13 protein-coding genes are annotated in these 14,392 nt (G+C 73.1%); 5 read left to right on the plus strand and 8 right to left on the minus strand.

Going from position 1 to position 14,392, the window contains the following annotated elements:
- Positions 1–102 precede the first annotated feature (102 nt).
- Positions 103–813, plus strand: a complete 711-nt coding sequence (locus CRP52_RS01125) for a TetR/AcrR family transcriptional regulator (RefSeq protein ID WP_097234633.1) — start codon at positions 103–105, stop codon at positions 811–813.
- Positions 814–1,205: 392 nt separating this feature from the next.
- Here the strand turns inward: CRP52_RS01125 and CRP52_RS01130 are convergent, their stop codons facing one another.
- Positions 1,206–1,571 carry a hypothetical protein gene (locus CRP52_RS01130; RefSeq protein WP_097234634.1) on the minus strand — a complete coding sequence of 122 codons (366 nt, stop codon included), beginning with the start codon at positions 1,569–1,571 and terminating at the stop codon, positions 1,206–1,208.
- Between the two features lie 276 nt (positions 1,572–1,847).
- On the opposite strand from CRP52_RS01130, the gene CRP52_RS01135 reads away from it, so the two are divergent.
- Positions 1,848–2,117, plus strand: coding sequence for a GlsB/YeaQ/YmgE family stress response membrane protein (locus CRP52_RS01135; RefSeq protein WP_097234635.1), 270 nt, complete (start codon positions 1,848–1,850; stop codon positions 2,115–2,117).
- 43 nt (positions 2,118–2,160) lie between these two features.
- Here the strand turns inward: CRP52_RS01135 and CRP52_RS01140 are convergent, their stop codons facing one another.
- Positions 2,161–4,041 carry an amino acid transporter gene (locus CRP52_RS01140; RefSeq protein ID WP_257032216.1) on the minus strand — a complete coding sequence of 627 codons (1,881 nt, stop codon included), beginning with the start codon at positions 4,039–4,041 and terminating at the stop codon, positions 2,161–2,163.
- A 428-nt stretch (positions 4,042–4,469) separates the two neighbouring features.
- On the opposite strand from CRP52_RS01140, the gene CRP52_RS01145 reads away from it, so the two are divergent.
- The 3 genes from CRP52_RS01145 to CRP52_RS01155 all read left to right on the plus strand — a co-directional run bounded on the left by CRP52_RS01145 (position 4,470) and on the right by CRP52_RS01155 (position 8,283).
- On the plus strand, positions 4,470–6,041 hold the full coding sequence (locus tag CRP52_RS01145) for a N,N-dimethylformamidase beta subunit family domain-containing protein (protein WP_218893048.1): 1,572 nt from the start codon (positions 4,470–4,472) through the stop codon (positions 6,039–6,041).
- Between the two features lie 182 nt (positions 6,042–6,223).
- On the plus strand, positions 6,224–6,958 hold the full coding sequence (locus CRP52_RS01150) for a polyprenol monophosphomannose synthase (RefSeq protein WP_097234636.1): 735 nt from the start codon (positions 6,224–6,226) through the stop codon (positions 6,956–6,958).
- Positions 6,959–7,026: 68 nt separating this feature from the next.
- Positions 7,027–8,283, plus strand: coding sequence for an FUSC family protein (locus CRP52_RS01155; protein ID WP_097234637.1), 1,257 nt, complete (start codon positions 7,027–7,029; stop codon positions 8,281–8,283).
- A 99-nt stretch (positions 8,284–8,382) separates the two neighbouring features.
- Here the strand turns inward: CRP52_RS01155 and CRP52_RS01160 are convergent, their stop codons facing one another.
- The 6 genes from CRP52_RS01160 to CRP52_RS01185 form a co-directional block, all read right to left on the minus strand.
- The gene (locus tag CRP52_RS01160; protein ID WP_097234638.1) at positions 8,383–8,832 is read right to left on the minus strand and encodes an SRPBCC family protein; all 450 of its coding nucleotides are present in this window, start codon (positions 8,830–8,832) and stop codon (positions 8,383–8,385) included.
- A 3-nt stretch (positions 8,833–8,835) separates the two neighbouring features.
- On the minus strand, positions 8,836–9,309 hold the full coding sequence (locus CRP52_RS01165; RefSeq protein ID WP_097234639.1) for a VOC family protein: 474 nt from the start codon (positions 9,307–9,309) through the stop codon (positions 8,836–8,838).
- A gap of 91 nt (positions 9,310–9,400) precedes the next feature.
- Positions 9,401–11,386 (minus strand): phosphocholine-specific phospholipase C, encoded by a 1,986-nt coding sequence (locus tag CRP52_RS01170; RefSeq protein ID WP_097234640.1) that lies wholly within the window; start codon positions 11,384–11,386, stop codon positions 9,401–9,403.
- Positions 11,387–11,432: 46 nt separating this feature from the next.
- Complete coding sequence (locus tag CRP52_RS37960) at positions 11,433–12,869, minus strand: endonuclease/exonuclease/phosphatase family protein (protein ID WP_097234641.1); 1,437 nt, start codon at positions 12,867–12,869, stop codon at positions 11,433–11,435.
- 260 nt (positions 12,870–13,129) lie between these two features.
- On the minus strand, positions 13,130–13,477 hold the full coding sequence (locus CRP52_RS01180; RefSeq protein WP_097234642.1) for a PRC-barrel domain-containing protein: 348 nt from the start codon (positions 13,475–13,477) through the stop codon (positions 13,130–13,132).
- 247 nt (positions 13,478–13,724) lie between these two features.
- Positions 13,725–14,375 carry a hypothetical protein gene (locus tag CRP52_RS01185; RefSeq protein WP_257032217.1) on the minus strand — a complete coding sequence of 217 codons (651 nt, stop codon included), beginning with the start codon at positions 14,373–14,375 and terminating at the stop codon, positions 13,725–13,727.
- Positions 14,376–14,392 lie beyond the last annotated feature (17 nt).

Consider the following 14,392-nt stretch of genomic DNA (forward strand, 5'->3'; position numbering starts at 1 on the left):
GTCCGGCGGACACTGTTCATTGCTGTGTACGGTAGACGCAGTTGGAGTGGATGGGCAACCCCCGAGGCAGCACGGGGCTTGACCCCAGGACAGGAGCAGACGATGGGCGAGGCGGCGAACGACATGGTGCGGCTCCTCTGGGGCCCGCCCGCCAAACCGACCCGCGGGCCGAAGCCGGCCCTCAGCCTGGAGCGGATCGCCTCGGCGGGCGTCGAGGTCGCGGACGCGGAAGGCCTGGCCGCGGTGTCGATGCAGAAGGTGGCCGGGCTGCTCGACTTCACCAAGATGTCGCTCTACCGCTACGTCCCCGGCAAGGCCGAACTCGTCGCGCTGATGGTGGAGTCGGCCGTCGACGCGCCCCCCGCACCCACGGAAGGCGCCGACTGGCGGGAACAACTCACCGCCTGGGCCCATCACTTGAGCGAAGCATTCGACCGGCACCCGTGGCTGCTGGACGCCACCGTCGGCCCCCGGGTGCTCGGCCCCAGGGAACTCGCCTGGCTGGAACGGGCGGTGGCCGCGCTCGACGGCCACGGCCTGACCGGGCCCGAGCGGATGGACGCCGCCGTGCTGCTCGCCGGACACGTGCGCGGAATCGCCGGGCAGTCCCGCGCCGCCGGCCCGGCGGGCTCACCGGAGGCCGAACTCCTCGCCGCCCTCGGCCCCGTGGTACGCACCCACGCCGACCGCTTCCCCGCCGTCGCAGCCGCCATGGCCGACCCGAACGGGCGCGACCAGGCCCTGGACTTCGGCCTGGAGCGCATCCTCGACGGCCTGGCCGCCCTGATCGCCCGCCGCACGCAACAGCCCTAGGATCCGTCTGGGCACGCGCCCGGAAACCCCTCGGAGTGCGGCGTGCCCGCCCACCGGCATCACGCCCCAGGGCGAGGTCCGCGCACCTGACCGCCGCGGGCGAACACACCGCGGATCCGCCGGGCCGGGCTCCGGGCCGACAGCCGCGGCCAGGCCGAACTCCGATCCGTCCGGTGGCCGCCTGGCCCGCCCGCCTGGCCGCCCAGCCGGCCCCTGGCGTCCGGGAGGCGCTGGTCTGGGCCCTCGGCGGCCGGGCCACGCCGGGCGTCGCCGAACTGCCGGCCGGCCTGGCGGACGATCCGCACCCGGACGTCCGCTGGACGGGCCCGAGGCCGTCGCGACGGTCCGGGACCGCTGAGGCCCCGGCCGCCGTCACTCCTCCGGCGCTGCCGTCAGGAGACGCGCTTCAGCTGCCAGGTGTTGGCGTTGAAGCTCGGCACCGCCGAGTAGTTGCAGCCGGAGCTGTAGTAGCTGCTGACGATCGTCCAGCCCGCCGGCGGCCAGGTGGAGGCGCAGGCGTTGACCACGGTGCCGACCGGGTAGCCGGTCAGCTGCATGATCTTCTTGGAGTTGGGGTTGAACCCGGAGCCGCAGCCCGCGCTGTTCCACCACTGGACGTCCACGTAGCCGTCCGGCGTCAGCGTGGAGGAGCAGACGTTGGTGGTGTCACCGGGCGCGGCCTGGGCGGTGCCCATGGTCAGGGTCAGCGCGGCGGCGGTACAGCCGAGGGTCAGGGCGGCGGCACGAAGACGTATCACGGGAGCGGCTCCTCCTTCTGACGCGGCGCTTCCGCGTCACGCCCATTCCTATCCGTGCCGCGGCCGCGGCGGACAGCGGATTTCCGGCCCGTCCGGCGGCGCGATCTCGCTCTTGCCAGCCGGGTACGGACCGCCCCATACTTCCGTGACCTGCAGTGTTCCCCGCCGACATGCCCGTCAGGCCGATCCGGGTGATCATGGGACGAACCGCGTCTCGGCGATTCGGCGCACGGGTCGGCTCCGGTCGGCCGCGGTGGCGCCCGGAAGGGTGGAGCGATGTTCCAGCTCCTGTGGATTCTGCTCATCGGCTTCGTGCTCGGCGTGCTCGCAAAGCTGATCCTGCGCGGGCCGCAGTCGATCCCCTGGTGGCTGACCATGCTGCTCGGCGCCGCCGGGGCCTGGCTCGGCAATGCCGTCTCGGGCTGGATCGGCGTCCGCCACACCTCGGGCATCGACTGGATCCGCCACATCCTGCAACTCGGCTTCGCCGTCGCCCTGGTGGCCTTCGTCGCACCCGCCTGGAGCAGGTCCCACCAGAGCCGCTGACCCGACAGCCCGACTGAACCGCCGGCCCGCCGGGCCCGCAGCTTCAACCCACGTGCACCGCCGGGCGGCGCGAGCGGTCCGGTTCGGCCTCGCGCAGCACCTCGCGCGTCACCGGCGCGATCTCCCCCTGCCCGAACAGGAAGAAGCGCAGGAACTGGGCGAACGGGTTGCCCTCGGTCCACTCGAAGTAGATGTGCGGCTGCTGCCCGGTGAGGTCGCGCACCTGCAGCAGCAGCGCGGCCAGCGCGTTGGGCACGCTGGAGCTCTGCAGCGACAGCACCCGGTACCGCTCGTGCAGCACCTCGCCGCGCACGGTCAGTTCGGCCTCGAAGTCGGACGGGTCCAGCACCGTGACCTCGACGAAGACCAGGTCGTCCTCGGCCGGGATGTCGTTGTCCCGGCGGATCTGGTGGATCTTGTCGCGGTACTCGGGCAGGTCCCGGCTGTTCGGCTCGTTGGCGATCAGCCGCAGCGGGCGGTGCATGTAGTCCCGGACGAACCGCTCCGCCACGTCGTCCAGTACCACGTCGGTGACGCGCAGTTCGAAGGCGCGCTTGAGCCGGGAGAGGAAGGAGACCAACATGATCCCCGCGATGAAGCAGGCGCCGATCTTGACTCCGTCCGGCCGCTCGGCGATGTTCACCGCCGTGGTGTAGAGGAACACGGCGGCGACCACCGCGAAGCCGGCCCGCCAGCGGCGCTGCCCCGCCTTGTGGGCGGCGATGGTCACGGCGATCGCCGCGGAGCTGATCAGCACCAGGACGCCGGTCGCGTACGCGCTGCCCTGGGCGTCGACGTTGGCGTCGAAGATCCAGGTGACCAGGAAGGCGATCAGGGTGAGGACGATGACCAGCGGCCGCACGGCCCGCGCCCAGTGCGGGGCCATGCCGTAGCGCGGCAGGTAGCGGGGCATCAGGTTGAGCATCCCGGCCATCGCGGAGGCACCGGCGAACCAGAGGATCGCGATGGTGGACAGGTCGTAGACGGTCCCGAAGGTGCTGCCCAGGTACTCGTGGGCGAGGAAGGCGAGGGCTCGCCCGTTGGCTTCCCCGCCGGGCTTGAAGGCCTCGGCGGGGATCAGCACGGTGGTGATGAAGCTGGTCGCGATCAGGAAGCAGCTCATGATCACGGCCGCGGTGGTGAGCAGCTTGCGGGCGCCGCGGATCCGGCCCGCCGGGTTCTCCTCGGTGTCCTCCGGGTCGCCCTTGATGTGCGGCATCACGGCGACACCGGTCTCGAAGCCGGAGAGGCCGAGCGCGAGCTTGGGGAAGACGGTCAGCGCGACGCCGATCATCGCGATCACGTTGCCGTGCTCGGCGGTCAGTGCGTCCGCCCAGTCGGTGACCAGGTACGGCGCCTTCAGGACGTGCCAGAGGCCGTTTGCCACCACGACCACGTTCAGCACGAGGTACACGGCGACCAGCACGACGGCGACCCCGATCGCCTCACCGAAGCCCCGCAGGAACACCGCGCCGAGCAGGGCCACCAGGACCAGGGTGACCAGCATCTGCTTCCCGCCGAGCGCACTGCTCACGTGCGGGTTCTCCACCAGGTGGGCGGCGCCGTCGGCGGCCGACAGGGTGATGGTGATCATGAAGTCGGTGGCGGCGAACCCGAGCAGGGTCAGGACGAAGAGCTTCCCCTGCCAGAAGGAGAGGAGCCGCTCCAGCATCGCGATCGACCCCTCGCCGTGCGGGCTCTCCCGGGCCACCCGCCGGTAGACGGGGAGGGCTCCGAGCAGGGTGACGATCACCAGCACGACGGTCGCCACCGGGGACAGCAGTCCGGCGGCCAGGGCCGCGATGCCCGGCTGGTAGCCGAGGGTCGAGAAGTAGTCCACACCGGTCAGGCACATGACCCGCCACCAGCTCTGGCCCTCGTGTTCCGGTGCCTGGGCGTGCGGGCCGGGGTGCTGCTTGGCCATGTCCGCGAGGCCTTCCAGCAGCCAGGCCCGGAACCGGCCGCCCCTGGTCCGCGGCGGCACCCCCGCTGCGGACGAACCCGACGAGACCACGTACACCCCTGTCCACGACTCGGCCGGCCGCGTGCGGTCCCGGACCCCCTGTGGCCGCCGGACGGCGGGCCTGGTCAGGCTAGGTGACCGGATCGGCTCGGCCCGGGAACCCTGCGGACCAACACGCCAGGGTGCGCCCGTACGGCCCTCCCGGCCCGCGGGCGGCGTACGGCCGGGCCCGGCGGCCCGGCGCGTTGGGCCGTGTGCGTCCCCCGTAAGAGGGGAGGATGTCGGCGCGCGTTGACGCCCAGGTTGACGCAGGAGGTTGACACACCCACAGGTGCGGGCCTCGTCGGCGCAGGCCGACGGGCACAGCTGCGAACCACAGGGAGGCCACGGTGGCGGAACCGAGCCGGCGCGGGATTCTGGGCCTGGGCCTGATGGCGGCCGCCGTCACGTCCTGCGGCGCCCGTCACCCCGAGGCGGCCCCCGCCCCGCACCCCTCCGGCCCACCCGGAGCGGACGGCCCGGACGGCCCCATCCCGGCCGGCCGCAAGGCCGACCCGGCCAACGAGCAGGCCCTGCCCGGCACGCCCGGCTGGGAGATCACCGACCCCGGCCCGGCCTCCGCCATCGAGGGCTTCGCCGACCGGGTCAGCGTGCTGCCCGGCGAGCCCTTCGGCCTGCACGTCTCCACCCCCGCCGCCGCCTTCACCGTCTCCGCCTACCGGATGGGCTGGTACGGCGGCGCCCGCGCCCGCCTGGTCTGGCGCCGCGAGCACGTTCCCGGCGGCCGGCAGGCAGCCCCGCACGTCGACCCCGCGACCCGCACCGTGCTGACCGGCTGGCAGCGCACCCTCGCCGTGGACACCACCGGCTGGCCCGAAGGCGCCTACCTGCTGCGCCTGGACGCCGAGGACGGCACCGGCCGCCGCTACGTCCCGCTCACCGTCCGCTCGGCCGCCACCGCCGGGAAGACCGTGATCATGAGCGCCCCGGCGACCTGGCAGGCCTACAACGAGTGGGGCGGCCACAGCCTCTACAACGGCCCGACCGGCGGCCTGGCCACCCGCTCGCTGAAGGTCGTCTTCGACCGGCCGTACGACTACGACCACGGCGCCGGGCTGTTCCTGGTCTACGAGGCGCCGCTGGTCGCGCTCGCCGAGCGGCTGGGCCTGCCGCTCGCCTACACCACCGGCATCGACGTGGCCCGCGAGCCGGGGCTGCTGGACGGCGCGACCACCGTGGTGTCACTCGGCCACGACGAGTACTGGTCCCCCGAACAGCGCGCCCACGTGACCGCGGCCCGCGACGCCGGGACCAACCTGGCGATCCTGGGCGCCAACTGCTGCTTCCGCCGGGTCCGCTTCGAGCCGACCGACCTCGGCCCGGAGCGCACGGTGGTCTGCTACAAGGACGCCTGGGCGCAGGACCCGGGCCACCAGGCGGGTGCCCCGGCGACCACCGACTTCCGGGCCGGCCCGGGCGCCGACCCGGAGAGCTCGATGCTCGGCGTGATCTACGACGGCTACCCGGTGGACGCCCCGTACGTGGTCACCTCACCCGGTCACTGGGCCTTCGAGGGGACGGGGGTCACGGCGGGCGCGTCCTTCCCGCACCTGGTCGGCGTCGAGTACGACCGGGTGAACAGCGAGTTCCCCACCCCGCGCCCGATCGAGGTGATCGCCCACTCCCCGGTGGTCTGCGAGGGCCGCCACTCGCACGCCGACACCGCCTACTACACCGTGCCCGGCGGCGCCGGGGTCTTCGCCTCCGGCACGATGCGCTGGGTCGAGACCCTCGACGCGACCGGCCCCGGCGGCGGCAAGGCCGACCACGGCATCGACTCCCGGGCGGGGGACCTGGTCCGCAAGGTCACCGAGAACGTCCTGCGCGCCTTCGCCGCCGGCCCGGCCGCCCGTACCCACCCCGCCCAGGACAACCTCGCATCCGTCTACGGCCCGGCATAACGCGGCCCGTCGCGCCCGAACGGATCGCCGGGCCCGGTCCACCCCACCGACCGGGCGCCCCCGGACCGGAGAAGGATCACGCCCCCGATACACTCGCACGGTCCAAGCAGCGTAGGTCGTCCAGCAGATCCGGACCGGTGTGGCACCGCGGCCGGCCGACGAGGATAACGAGGGAACAGAACATGGTCGAGGCCTCCCCCAAGGTCGTGGTGGTCGTCCCCACCTACAACGAGCGGGAGAACCTCCCGGTCCTCGCGGGGCTGCTCGCGGAACTCCCGGTGCCGAACCTGCACCTGCTGGTGGTCGACGACAACTCCCCCGACGGCACCGGCGAGCTCGCCGACAAGCTCGCCGCAGACTCCGGCGGCACCGTCGGCGTGCTGCACCGCACCGAGAAGAACGGCCTCGGCCGCGCCTACCTGGCCGGCATGGACCGGGCCCTGGCCGAGGGCGCCGAGATCGTGGTCCAGATGGACGCCGACCTCTCGCACCCGGCCGCGGTGATACCCGAGATGGTGCGCACGTTGCTCACCGGCGACACCGCCGTGGTGCTCGGCTCCCGCTACGTCCCCGGCGGCTCGACGGCCACCGAGTGGCCCTGGCACCGCAAGGCGCTGTCCGCCTGGGCCAACTTCTACGTCAACGCCATCCTCGGGCTGGGCGTCAAGGACGCCACCGCCGGGTTCAAGGCCTGGCGCGCGGAGACCCTGCGCGCCATCGACCTGCCGACCGTGCAGAGCAACGGCTACTCGTTCCAGGTCGAGATGAACTACCGGGTGGTCAAGCAGGGCATGACGATCCGCGAGGTGCCGATCCGCTTCGAGGAGCGGATCGAGGGCGCCTCGAAGATGAGCGTCGGAGTGCAGGTCGAGTCCGCACTGGCGCCCTGGAAGCTCCGCTTCAAGCGCGGCGACTGAGGGGTCATACGGGTGCCGGGCGGGCCGCGGAGCAGTGTGAACGGCGGCTGCGGGGAAAGAAGGGCCTCATGGCCCTTCTCCCGGAGTCCCTCACGGCTCTGATCCGCCGCGGCACCCGAGACCCCTTCGTGGTCCAGACCTTCCGGGCCACCGTCGCAGCCACCATCTCCTACGCGGTGGCGACGCAGCTCAGCAGCGAGCCCGCTCCGCTGACGGCACCGCTGACCGCGCTGCTGGTCGTCCAGGTCACCGTCTACTCCACGCTGAAGACCAGCATCCGCCGGGTCAACTCGGTGGTGGTCGGGGTGCTGATCGCGATCGGCTTCAGCGCCGTGGTCGGGCTCTCCTGGTGGAGCCTCGGGCTGATCATCCTGGCCTCGCTGGTCGTCGGCCGGTTCGTCCGGGTCGAGGAGTTCGTCCAGGAGGTCGCGATCAGCGCGATGCTGATCCTGGGCGTCACCAAACTGGCCTCGCAGGCCTGGGACCGGGTGCTGGAGACGGTCATCGGCGCCGTCGTGGGCCTGCTGTTCAACCTGCTGTTCGCACCGCCGGTCTGGGTGGACACCGCCGGGGAGTCGATCGAGGACCTCGCCCGGCGGGCCCGCCGACTGCTGCTCGGCATCGCCGAGGAGCTGGGCCGGCCCATCCCGGTGGCCAGGGCCGCCGAGCGGCTGCACGAGGCCCGCCGGCTGGACCAGGCGATCTCCGAGGTGGACGCGGCGCTGCGCCAGGCCGAGGACAGCCTGCGGTTCAACCCGCGGATCAGCGAGGGGCTGCTGTCCCGGCTGGTGCTGCGCACCGGGCTGGACACGCTGGAGATCTGCGTCGTCGTGGTCCGGGTGCTGGCCCGCTCGCTGACCGACCTGGCCAAGCGGCGCGCCCCCGGCGAACGGCTCTTCCCGCCGGACGTCGCGGTGGGCCTGGAGGAGCTGCTGGACCACGTCGGCGGGGCGGTGGTGAGTTTCGCCGTGCTGGTCACCACCCAGGTGAGCCGCGACGCCGAGGAGGCGGAGGGCCGGCTGACGGCCGAACTGGCGGCGGCCTGGGCCTGCCGGGAGAACGTCGCCCAGGTGCTGCTGCGCAAGGTCCAGGAGCATCCGGAGGCCTGGCAGCTGCACGGTTCGATACTGGCCGAGGTGGACCGGATCCTGGACGAGCTGGATCTGGAGCACCGCAGCCGGCGGCTGATGGAGGAGCTGGACCGGGCCTCGGTGTCGAACCGGGAGCGGTTCGCGCGCTTCGCCGGGCTGCGCCGCTTCCTGCGCGGCGAGCGGGGCCGGGGCCGGGCGAGGCGGAAGCGCCCGGCGGCGGAGGCCGGGCGCTGACCCGGCGCTCCCCTCGGATCCGGTGTTCTCCGTGGATCCGGTGTTCTCCGTGGATCCGGTGCTTTCACCGGCCGGGGGAACACCCGGGACTTCGGGGCCTCAGGGCATCAGCCAGGGCTGCTGCGGGAGCGGGTGGCCGGTCTCCAGGTAGGTCTTGAGGTTGGAGAGCACCGCCGACCATCCCTGCTCCGCGTCCGCCCGCTCGGCCTCGTCGGCCAGGTTCTCGTGGGTGACGGTGAGCCGGGTGAGGTCCTGCCAGCTCCGGATCTCGAAGGTGACCCGGGAGGGCCCGCCCGGGCGCTGCTCCTGCGGCCCGGCCCAGGTGGTGACCAGCCGGTGCGGGCGGTCGGCGGCCTCCACGATGCCGATGACGTCGGCGATCCCGGAGCCGTCGCTGCGCTGGTGCTCCCAGGGCGTGCCGGGCAGCCAGGTCGAGACGTTGCGGTGGCCCCAGTAGAGGCCGGACTCGTCGGCGTTGGTGAGCGCGTGCCAGACCCGCTCGGGGGTGGCCCGCAGGTAGACGATGCTGCGGTGCGTCAAGGCGGCCACGGCTCAGCCCTCGGCCGCGTCGAGCAGCGGCTGGATGTCGAGCTTCTGCATCCGCAGCATGGTCGCCATCACGCGGTCGGCCTTGGCCCGGTCCTCGCCGCCGACCAGGTCGAGCAGGACGCGCGGGGTGATCTGCCAGGACAGGCCGAAGCGGTCCTTGAGCCAGCCGCACGGGCCCTCCTGGCCGCCGTCGGCGGTGAGCGCGGCCCAGAGGCGGTCGACCTCCTCCTGGTCGTCGCACTCCACCTGCAGCGAGACGGCCTCGGTGAAGGTGAACTCCGGGCCCCCGTTGAGGGCCACGTACTCCCGGCCGGCGAGTTCGAAGTCGACGGTCATGACCGAGCCGGGCACGCCGGGGCCGGCCTCGCCGTAGCGGGTGACGCGGGTGATGCGGGAGTCGGGGAACAGCGAGGTGTAGAAGGCGGCGGCCTCTTCGGCCCGGTCGTCGTACCAGAGGAAGGTGGCGATCTTCTGCATGCGCCGACGGTAGCGGCGGGGTCGGAGCGGTGGGCCGAGCCACGGCCGGGGGTCACCGGTTCGGCGCCCCCGGCCGCGGCCGGGCCGTGGATCAGTGCACCCAGCCCGCGTAGCGCCGGGCGAAGCGCTGCCCGGTGTGCGCGGTCACGATGACGTCGTAGCGGCCCTGCGGGTCGAGCGGCCAGGCCAGTTCGGCCTGCTTGCCGGGCTTGACCCAGACGGTCTGCGCGGTGCCCGCGAAGTCGTTGGGCGCGGCGGTGAAGGCCACGTCGGTCATCCCGTCGTTGGCCAGCTGGAGGCGGAGCTTGCCGTTGTCGCGCAGGTCGGCGGTGACGATCGGCACCCCGACGTCGTTCTGGCCGTCCTGCCCGTCGCGGACCACGGTGCCGGCGAAGCGGCGCACGAAGCCGTCCGGGCCGTGGACGGTGAAGTCGTAGCGGCCGCCGGTGGCGGCGGCGTCCCAGACGTACCGGGCGGTGGCGCCGGGGGCGACGGTGGAGGGGGTGCCCGCGAAGGGGAGCACGATGTTCGGATAGACGGTGTAGGGGAAGGCCACCGAACCGTCGTTGCTCATCGTGCAGGTGACCTTGCCGGTCCTGCGGTCCACCTCGACGTCGGCCCACGGCTGGTAGGGCAGCGGGCGGTGCGGACGCTCGCCGCGCTCCTGGACCGGCATCGACTGGGCGCCGACCGCCGGCAGGGCGACACCGGGCAGCTTGGTGCCCGCGTCGGCCTTGGCCATCAGGGCCTTGGTGTCGGGCAGCTTCGGGAGCGAGTACTCGGGGGCGGCGAAGTCGAAGCAGCTGGTGAGGTCGCCGCAGACGGCGCGGCGCCAGGCCGAGATGTTGGGCTCGGCCACGCCGGTGACCTGCTCCATGAAGCGCAGCACCGAAGTGTGGTCGAAGACCTGGGAGTTGACCCAACCGCCGCGCGACCACGGGGAAACGACCCAGAGCGGGACGCGGTTGCCGAGGCCGATGGCCCGTCCGTGGGTGAACTCCTCGGGGGTGCCGGGCTCGGGGGTGGGCGGGACCATGTGGTCGAAGTAGCCGTCGTTCTCGTCGTACATGACCAGGAAGACGGTGTGCCGCCAGACGTCCGGGTTGGACATCAGCGACTGCAGGGCCTGGTCGACCCAGTGCGCGCCGTAGGCGGGGCCGGCCTCCGGGTGTTCGGAGAACAGGTAGGGCGCGACCAGCCAGGAGACGGTCGGCAGGGTGCCGTCCTTGCAGTGCCGGTCGAAGTCGGCCGGGTCGAACTTGGTCATCGCGTTGATGTAACGCGGGTCGTCCTGCGGGAAGTTGTGGAACTGCTTGAAGTACGAGAGCGCGTTGTCGTCGTAGTCGCCGGTGCGGTCGTCCTTGCTGGGGTTGTGGTAGACGCGCCAGCTGACGCCGGCCGCCTCCAGGCGCTCGGCGTAGGTGGTCCAGTCGGCGACGGGGTTGTCGGTGACCGGGGTGTTGTCGATCCAGGGGCCGGTGGTGCCGTCGCGGCCGGGGCCGGCGGTGCCGGTCCACAGGTAGAGGCGGTTGGGGTCGGTGGGGCCGGCGAGGGAGGTGAAGTAGGCGTCGCAGAGGGTGAACGCGTCAGCCAGGGCGTACTGGTAGGGGATGTCGTCCCGGGTGAAGTAGCCCATGGTGCGCTCGCCCTTGGCGGCGATCCACTTGTTCATCGCGCCGTTGTTGATGGCCTGGTGGCCGGTCGCCCAGTCGTGGGCGAGGCCGCCGGCGTTCTGCGCGTTGTACTTGGCGGTGTCCATCCGGTACGGCAGCATCACCCCGCCGTCGCTGCGGCGGCTGTCGGGCTGGCGGAAGACGTCGGTGCCGTCGGGGAACTGCAGCGCCTGCTTGTCGCCGAAGCCGCGGACACCGGCGAGGGTGCCGAAGTAGTGGTCGAAGGAACGGTTCTCCTGCATCAGGACCACGATGTGCTTGACGTCCTTGATGGTCCCGGTGAGCCGGTCCGCCCCGGCGGGGGCGGGTGCGGCCTCGGCCGGGGCGGCCGCCAGGCCGGTCAGGGCGGTGGCGCCGACGGCCGCGGTGGCGCCGACGAAGGTGCGGCGGGAGAGCTCGGGCATCACGAACTGGCCTCTCGGAGCTGGTGGGTGTCAGAGCTGGTGGATGTCAGAGCTGGAAGGTGGCGACGGCGGCGGCGGTGTCGGAGGGCCACTCGTTGGCGGCCGCGTTCGGCTCGGGCTGCGGCCAGTCGGCGACCAGGGTGTGCGCCTCGACCAGCTTCAGCGGGCCCGCGTACTGGACGTAGTCGATGCGGTCCTGCGGCTCGGGCCGGTCGCCGCGCCGTTTGCGGGTCGGCGACCAGGTGGCGCCCGGGGCCTTCGCCGGGTCGGGGCACTCCTCGCGGAAGGCGTCGGTGAGCCCGGCGGCCTGCAGGGCCACGGTGACCGGCCAGTTCAGCGGGCCGACCCCGCCGTGGGCGGCGGCGGTGGCGGCCGTCCAGTCCAGGTGGGAGGGCGAGGAGAGCGCACCGGCCAGGACGACCGGGACGTGCCGGGCGATGTCCGCGCCCACGGCGGCGGCGAGCGCCCTGGCCTGCTTCAGCCGCAGCGAGCCGTTCTCGGCGGCCTCCACCTGGGCGGCGGTCCGGCCGTCCTGGACGGCGTACGGGCCGTAGTCCGCCTCGTCCAGGTGCGCGGCCCAGAAGCGGACGCTGCGTCCGCCGGGCAGTCGGACGGTGGCCGCGGCGGCGGGCAGGTCGGCGGTCGGCGCGGTGACGTCCGCGAGCGGGTGGCGGCTGAGGATGCCGATGCTGCCCGGGCTCTGGTAGGCGTACCAGCCGAGGGCGTCGGCCAGGGTTCGGGCCCGCTCCCCTGCCGTCTCCTGGAGGGCGAGCACGTCCAGGCCCTGGGAGAGGACCATGCGCACCTGCTTCTCCAGCGCGTCGGTGTGGGCCGCGCCCGCGTCGTGCAGGTTCCAGCCGGCGACCTTGAGCCGGGGCCGGGCGGCCGGGTCGACGACCGGGACCAGGACGGTGACGGTGTCGGTGGCGCCCGCGCTGTCCTTGACGCCGACGACGACCGGCTCGGGGTTCCGGCCGGGGGTGGCGGGGGCGGTGCCGGTGAGCGTGCCGTCGGCGCTCACCGAGGCCCAGGCCGGGCCGCTGACCTTGCGGAAGACGGCGGAGCCGGGCGGGTTGCCGGCCGGGCGGCACCACAGGCCGCCGAGCCCGATCCGGACGGCGGCGCCCGGCGCGGCGGGCGTGGCGGTGAGGGAGTCGACGGCGGCGTGCGGGCGGACGACGACCGGCTTGGGGCGGAAGTCGAACGGGGCGGTCCGGGCCAGGATGCCGTAACCGTCCTTGGCGAGCAGGTAGGCGGTGTACGGGCCGCCGGTCAGCGCGGAGGTGTCGAGCTGGACGTCCCCGGAGGCGCCGGGGGTGTACTTCCACAGGAGCGAGGAGCCGGTGCCGGGCTGGCGGCTGCCGTCGTAGATGCCGACCCAGTTCTTGGCGTCGGGGGCGTCGGTGCTCCAGTGGAAGGTGAGCCGGTCGCCTTCGGTGGGGTCGGTGGAGGTGGTGAGGGTCAGGGCGCTGCCTGCGGCCACGGTTGTCCTGTCCGCCGGGCCGGCCGCGGTCGGTCCGCCGGGGGACGGCTCGCCGGGGCCGGGTACGGCTGGTCACGGAGTCGGGGAGAAGGAGGGCACCCGCAGTTGGCTGTACAACTGCGGGCCGCGCTCATTCACCCGAAGGCCGGCGACCGGCGCATGAACGACGCGTGACGGAGCGTCGGGCGGTTCGGGAACTTCGGCGGGCGGGGGCGGGCAGCCCCTCCCTCAGGCCCTGCCGGGCGGGCTCGGCGGCGGGCTCAGCGGCGGGCCAGGCGGCGCTCGCCACCGGCGCCGGTCGCGTACGGGAGTTCGTAGTGCGCGAACACGGCGGGCTCGTCCTCGGCGGGCAGGATGTCGTCGGTGCCGATCGCCGGGGCGTCCTTGATCAGGTTCTTCGGGTACGCCACCCGCACGTAATCCGGTCCGACGACCGCGCCCACCAGCGGGACGAAAGCCAGCCGGCGCCGACCGGCGAAGCCCACCGCGACGGTGGCGAAGAACGGCTCGTCGCTGGCTGTCTCCACGTAGACCGACTCCAGCGTGCCGACGCGGTGGTTCTTCTCGTCGACCACGGCATGGCCGCGCCACTCGCGGATGTCTGCCATTGCGATTCCCACGGTCCGGACCTCCCGTCGCCGGCTGCTCCACCCGCCCGGCTGCGCCATCGCCCGCTTCGGTTCCGGGCTCGCCGCCCCGGGACTTCCATCCTGCGCCGGGACGGGCGGGGGCGCTCGGCGAGCCCCTGGGGGCCGGTCCGACGCGACGGAAGGGACCTCCGGCAGACGCTGGAGCTGTCGTGAGACGGCGTGGTCGGACGACCGGCCCGCTCCCGAAACGAGGTCACCCGAGAGGTCAGAGGCCGACCTGGATCTCGGCGCGGTGGCGGATGTACTCGTCGGGGTGCAGGCGGGCGATCGCGACCGCGGACTCCACCAGGGCGTGCAGTTCCTTGGGGTAGGCGCGCGGCACGAGCGGGAGGCCGGGGAGGATGCAGCGGCGGACGTCCAGGTCCTCGTTGGCGACGAACTCGCGCAGTGCGGTCTCGTACCAGGTGTCCCGGACGCTCGCGCCCTCGTCGGCGGCGGCGCCGTTGCGGCCGTCGCCGACCGACAGGGCCGTCCAGTACCAGGCGCGGGCGGCGCCGGCGCGCTCCGGGTTGGTGCCGGTGCGCAGGTAGCCGAGCAGGGCGAGACGGACCCGGCGCTGGCCGAAGGCGAGGAGGGCGGGCTCGACGAAGCGCCGGTTGAAGCTCGGGTTGGGGTCGTGGACCGCCGCTTCCACCAGCGCCTCGAAGTACTCCTCGGGCAGCTCGGAGCGCCCGGCGACGGCCTTGTGGACCTCCCAGCGGGCCGAGCTCTGATAGTCGGGCCCGGGTGCGACCTCGACCCCGATCAGGCGGAGCAGACGCGCGAGCCGGAGGTCGAACGCCGGCGGTTCGCCCGCCGTGCGCCCGGGCAACGGCTGGAGAATCCGCACCTCGCCGGCCGTGTCCTTGGTTTCCACGAACATCCTCCTCATTC

It is taken from the genome of Streptomyces sp. 1331.2 (genome assembly GCF_900199205.1).
GTDB lineage: Bacteria > Actinomycetota > Actinomycetes > Streptomycetales > Streptomycetaceae > Kitasatospora.

What these genes read in the sequence shown, in the direction of transcription:
- CRP52_RS01135 (WP_097234635.1), top strand. Translation starts at nt 1,848, where the DNA reads ATGTTCCAGCTCCTGTGGATTCTGCTCATCGGCTTCGTGCTCGGCGTG.
- CRP52_RS01140 (WP_257032216.1), bottom strand. Translation starts at nt 4,041, where the DNA reads ATGGCCAAGCAGCACCCCGGCCCGCACGCCCAGGCACCGGAACACGAG.
- CRP52_RS01170 (WP_097234640.1), bottom strand. Translation starts at nt 11,386, where the DNA reads ATGCCCGAGCTCTCCCGCCGCACCTTCGTCGGCGCCACCGCGGCCGTC.
- CRP52_RS01165 (WP_097234639.1), bottom strand. Translation starts at nt 9,309, where the DNA reads ATGCAGAAGATCGCCACCTTCCTCTGGTACGACGACCGGGCCGAAGAG.
- CRP52_RS01155 (WP_097234637.1), top strand. Translation starts at nt 7,027, where the DNA reads ATGGCCCTTCTCCCGGAGTCCCTCACGGCTCTGATCCGCCGCGGCACC.
- CRP52_RS01180 (WP_097234642.1), bottom strand. Translation starts at nt 13,477, where the DNA reads ATGGCAGACATCCGCGAGTGGCGCGGCCATGCCGTGGTCGACGAGAAG.
- CRP52_RS01125 (WP_097234633.1), top strand. Translation starts at nt 103, where the DNA reads ATGGGCGAGGCGGCGAACGACATGGTGCGGCTCCTCTGGGGCCCGCCC.
- CRP52_RS01150 (WP_097234636.1), top strand. Translation starts at nt 6,224, where the DNA reads ATGGTCGAGGCCTCCCCCAAGGTCGTGGTGGTCGTCCCCACCTACAAC.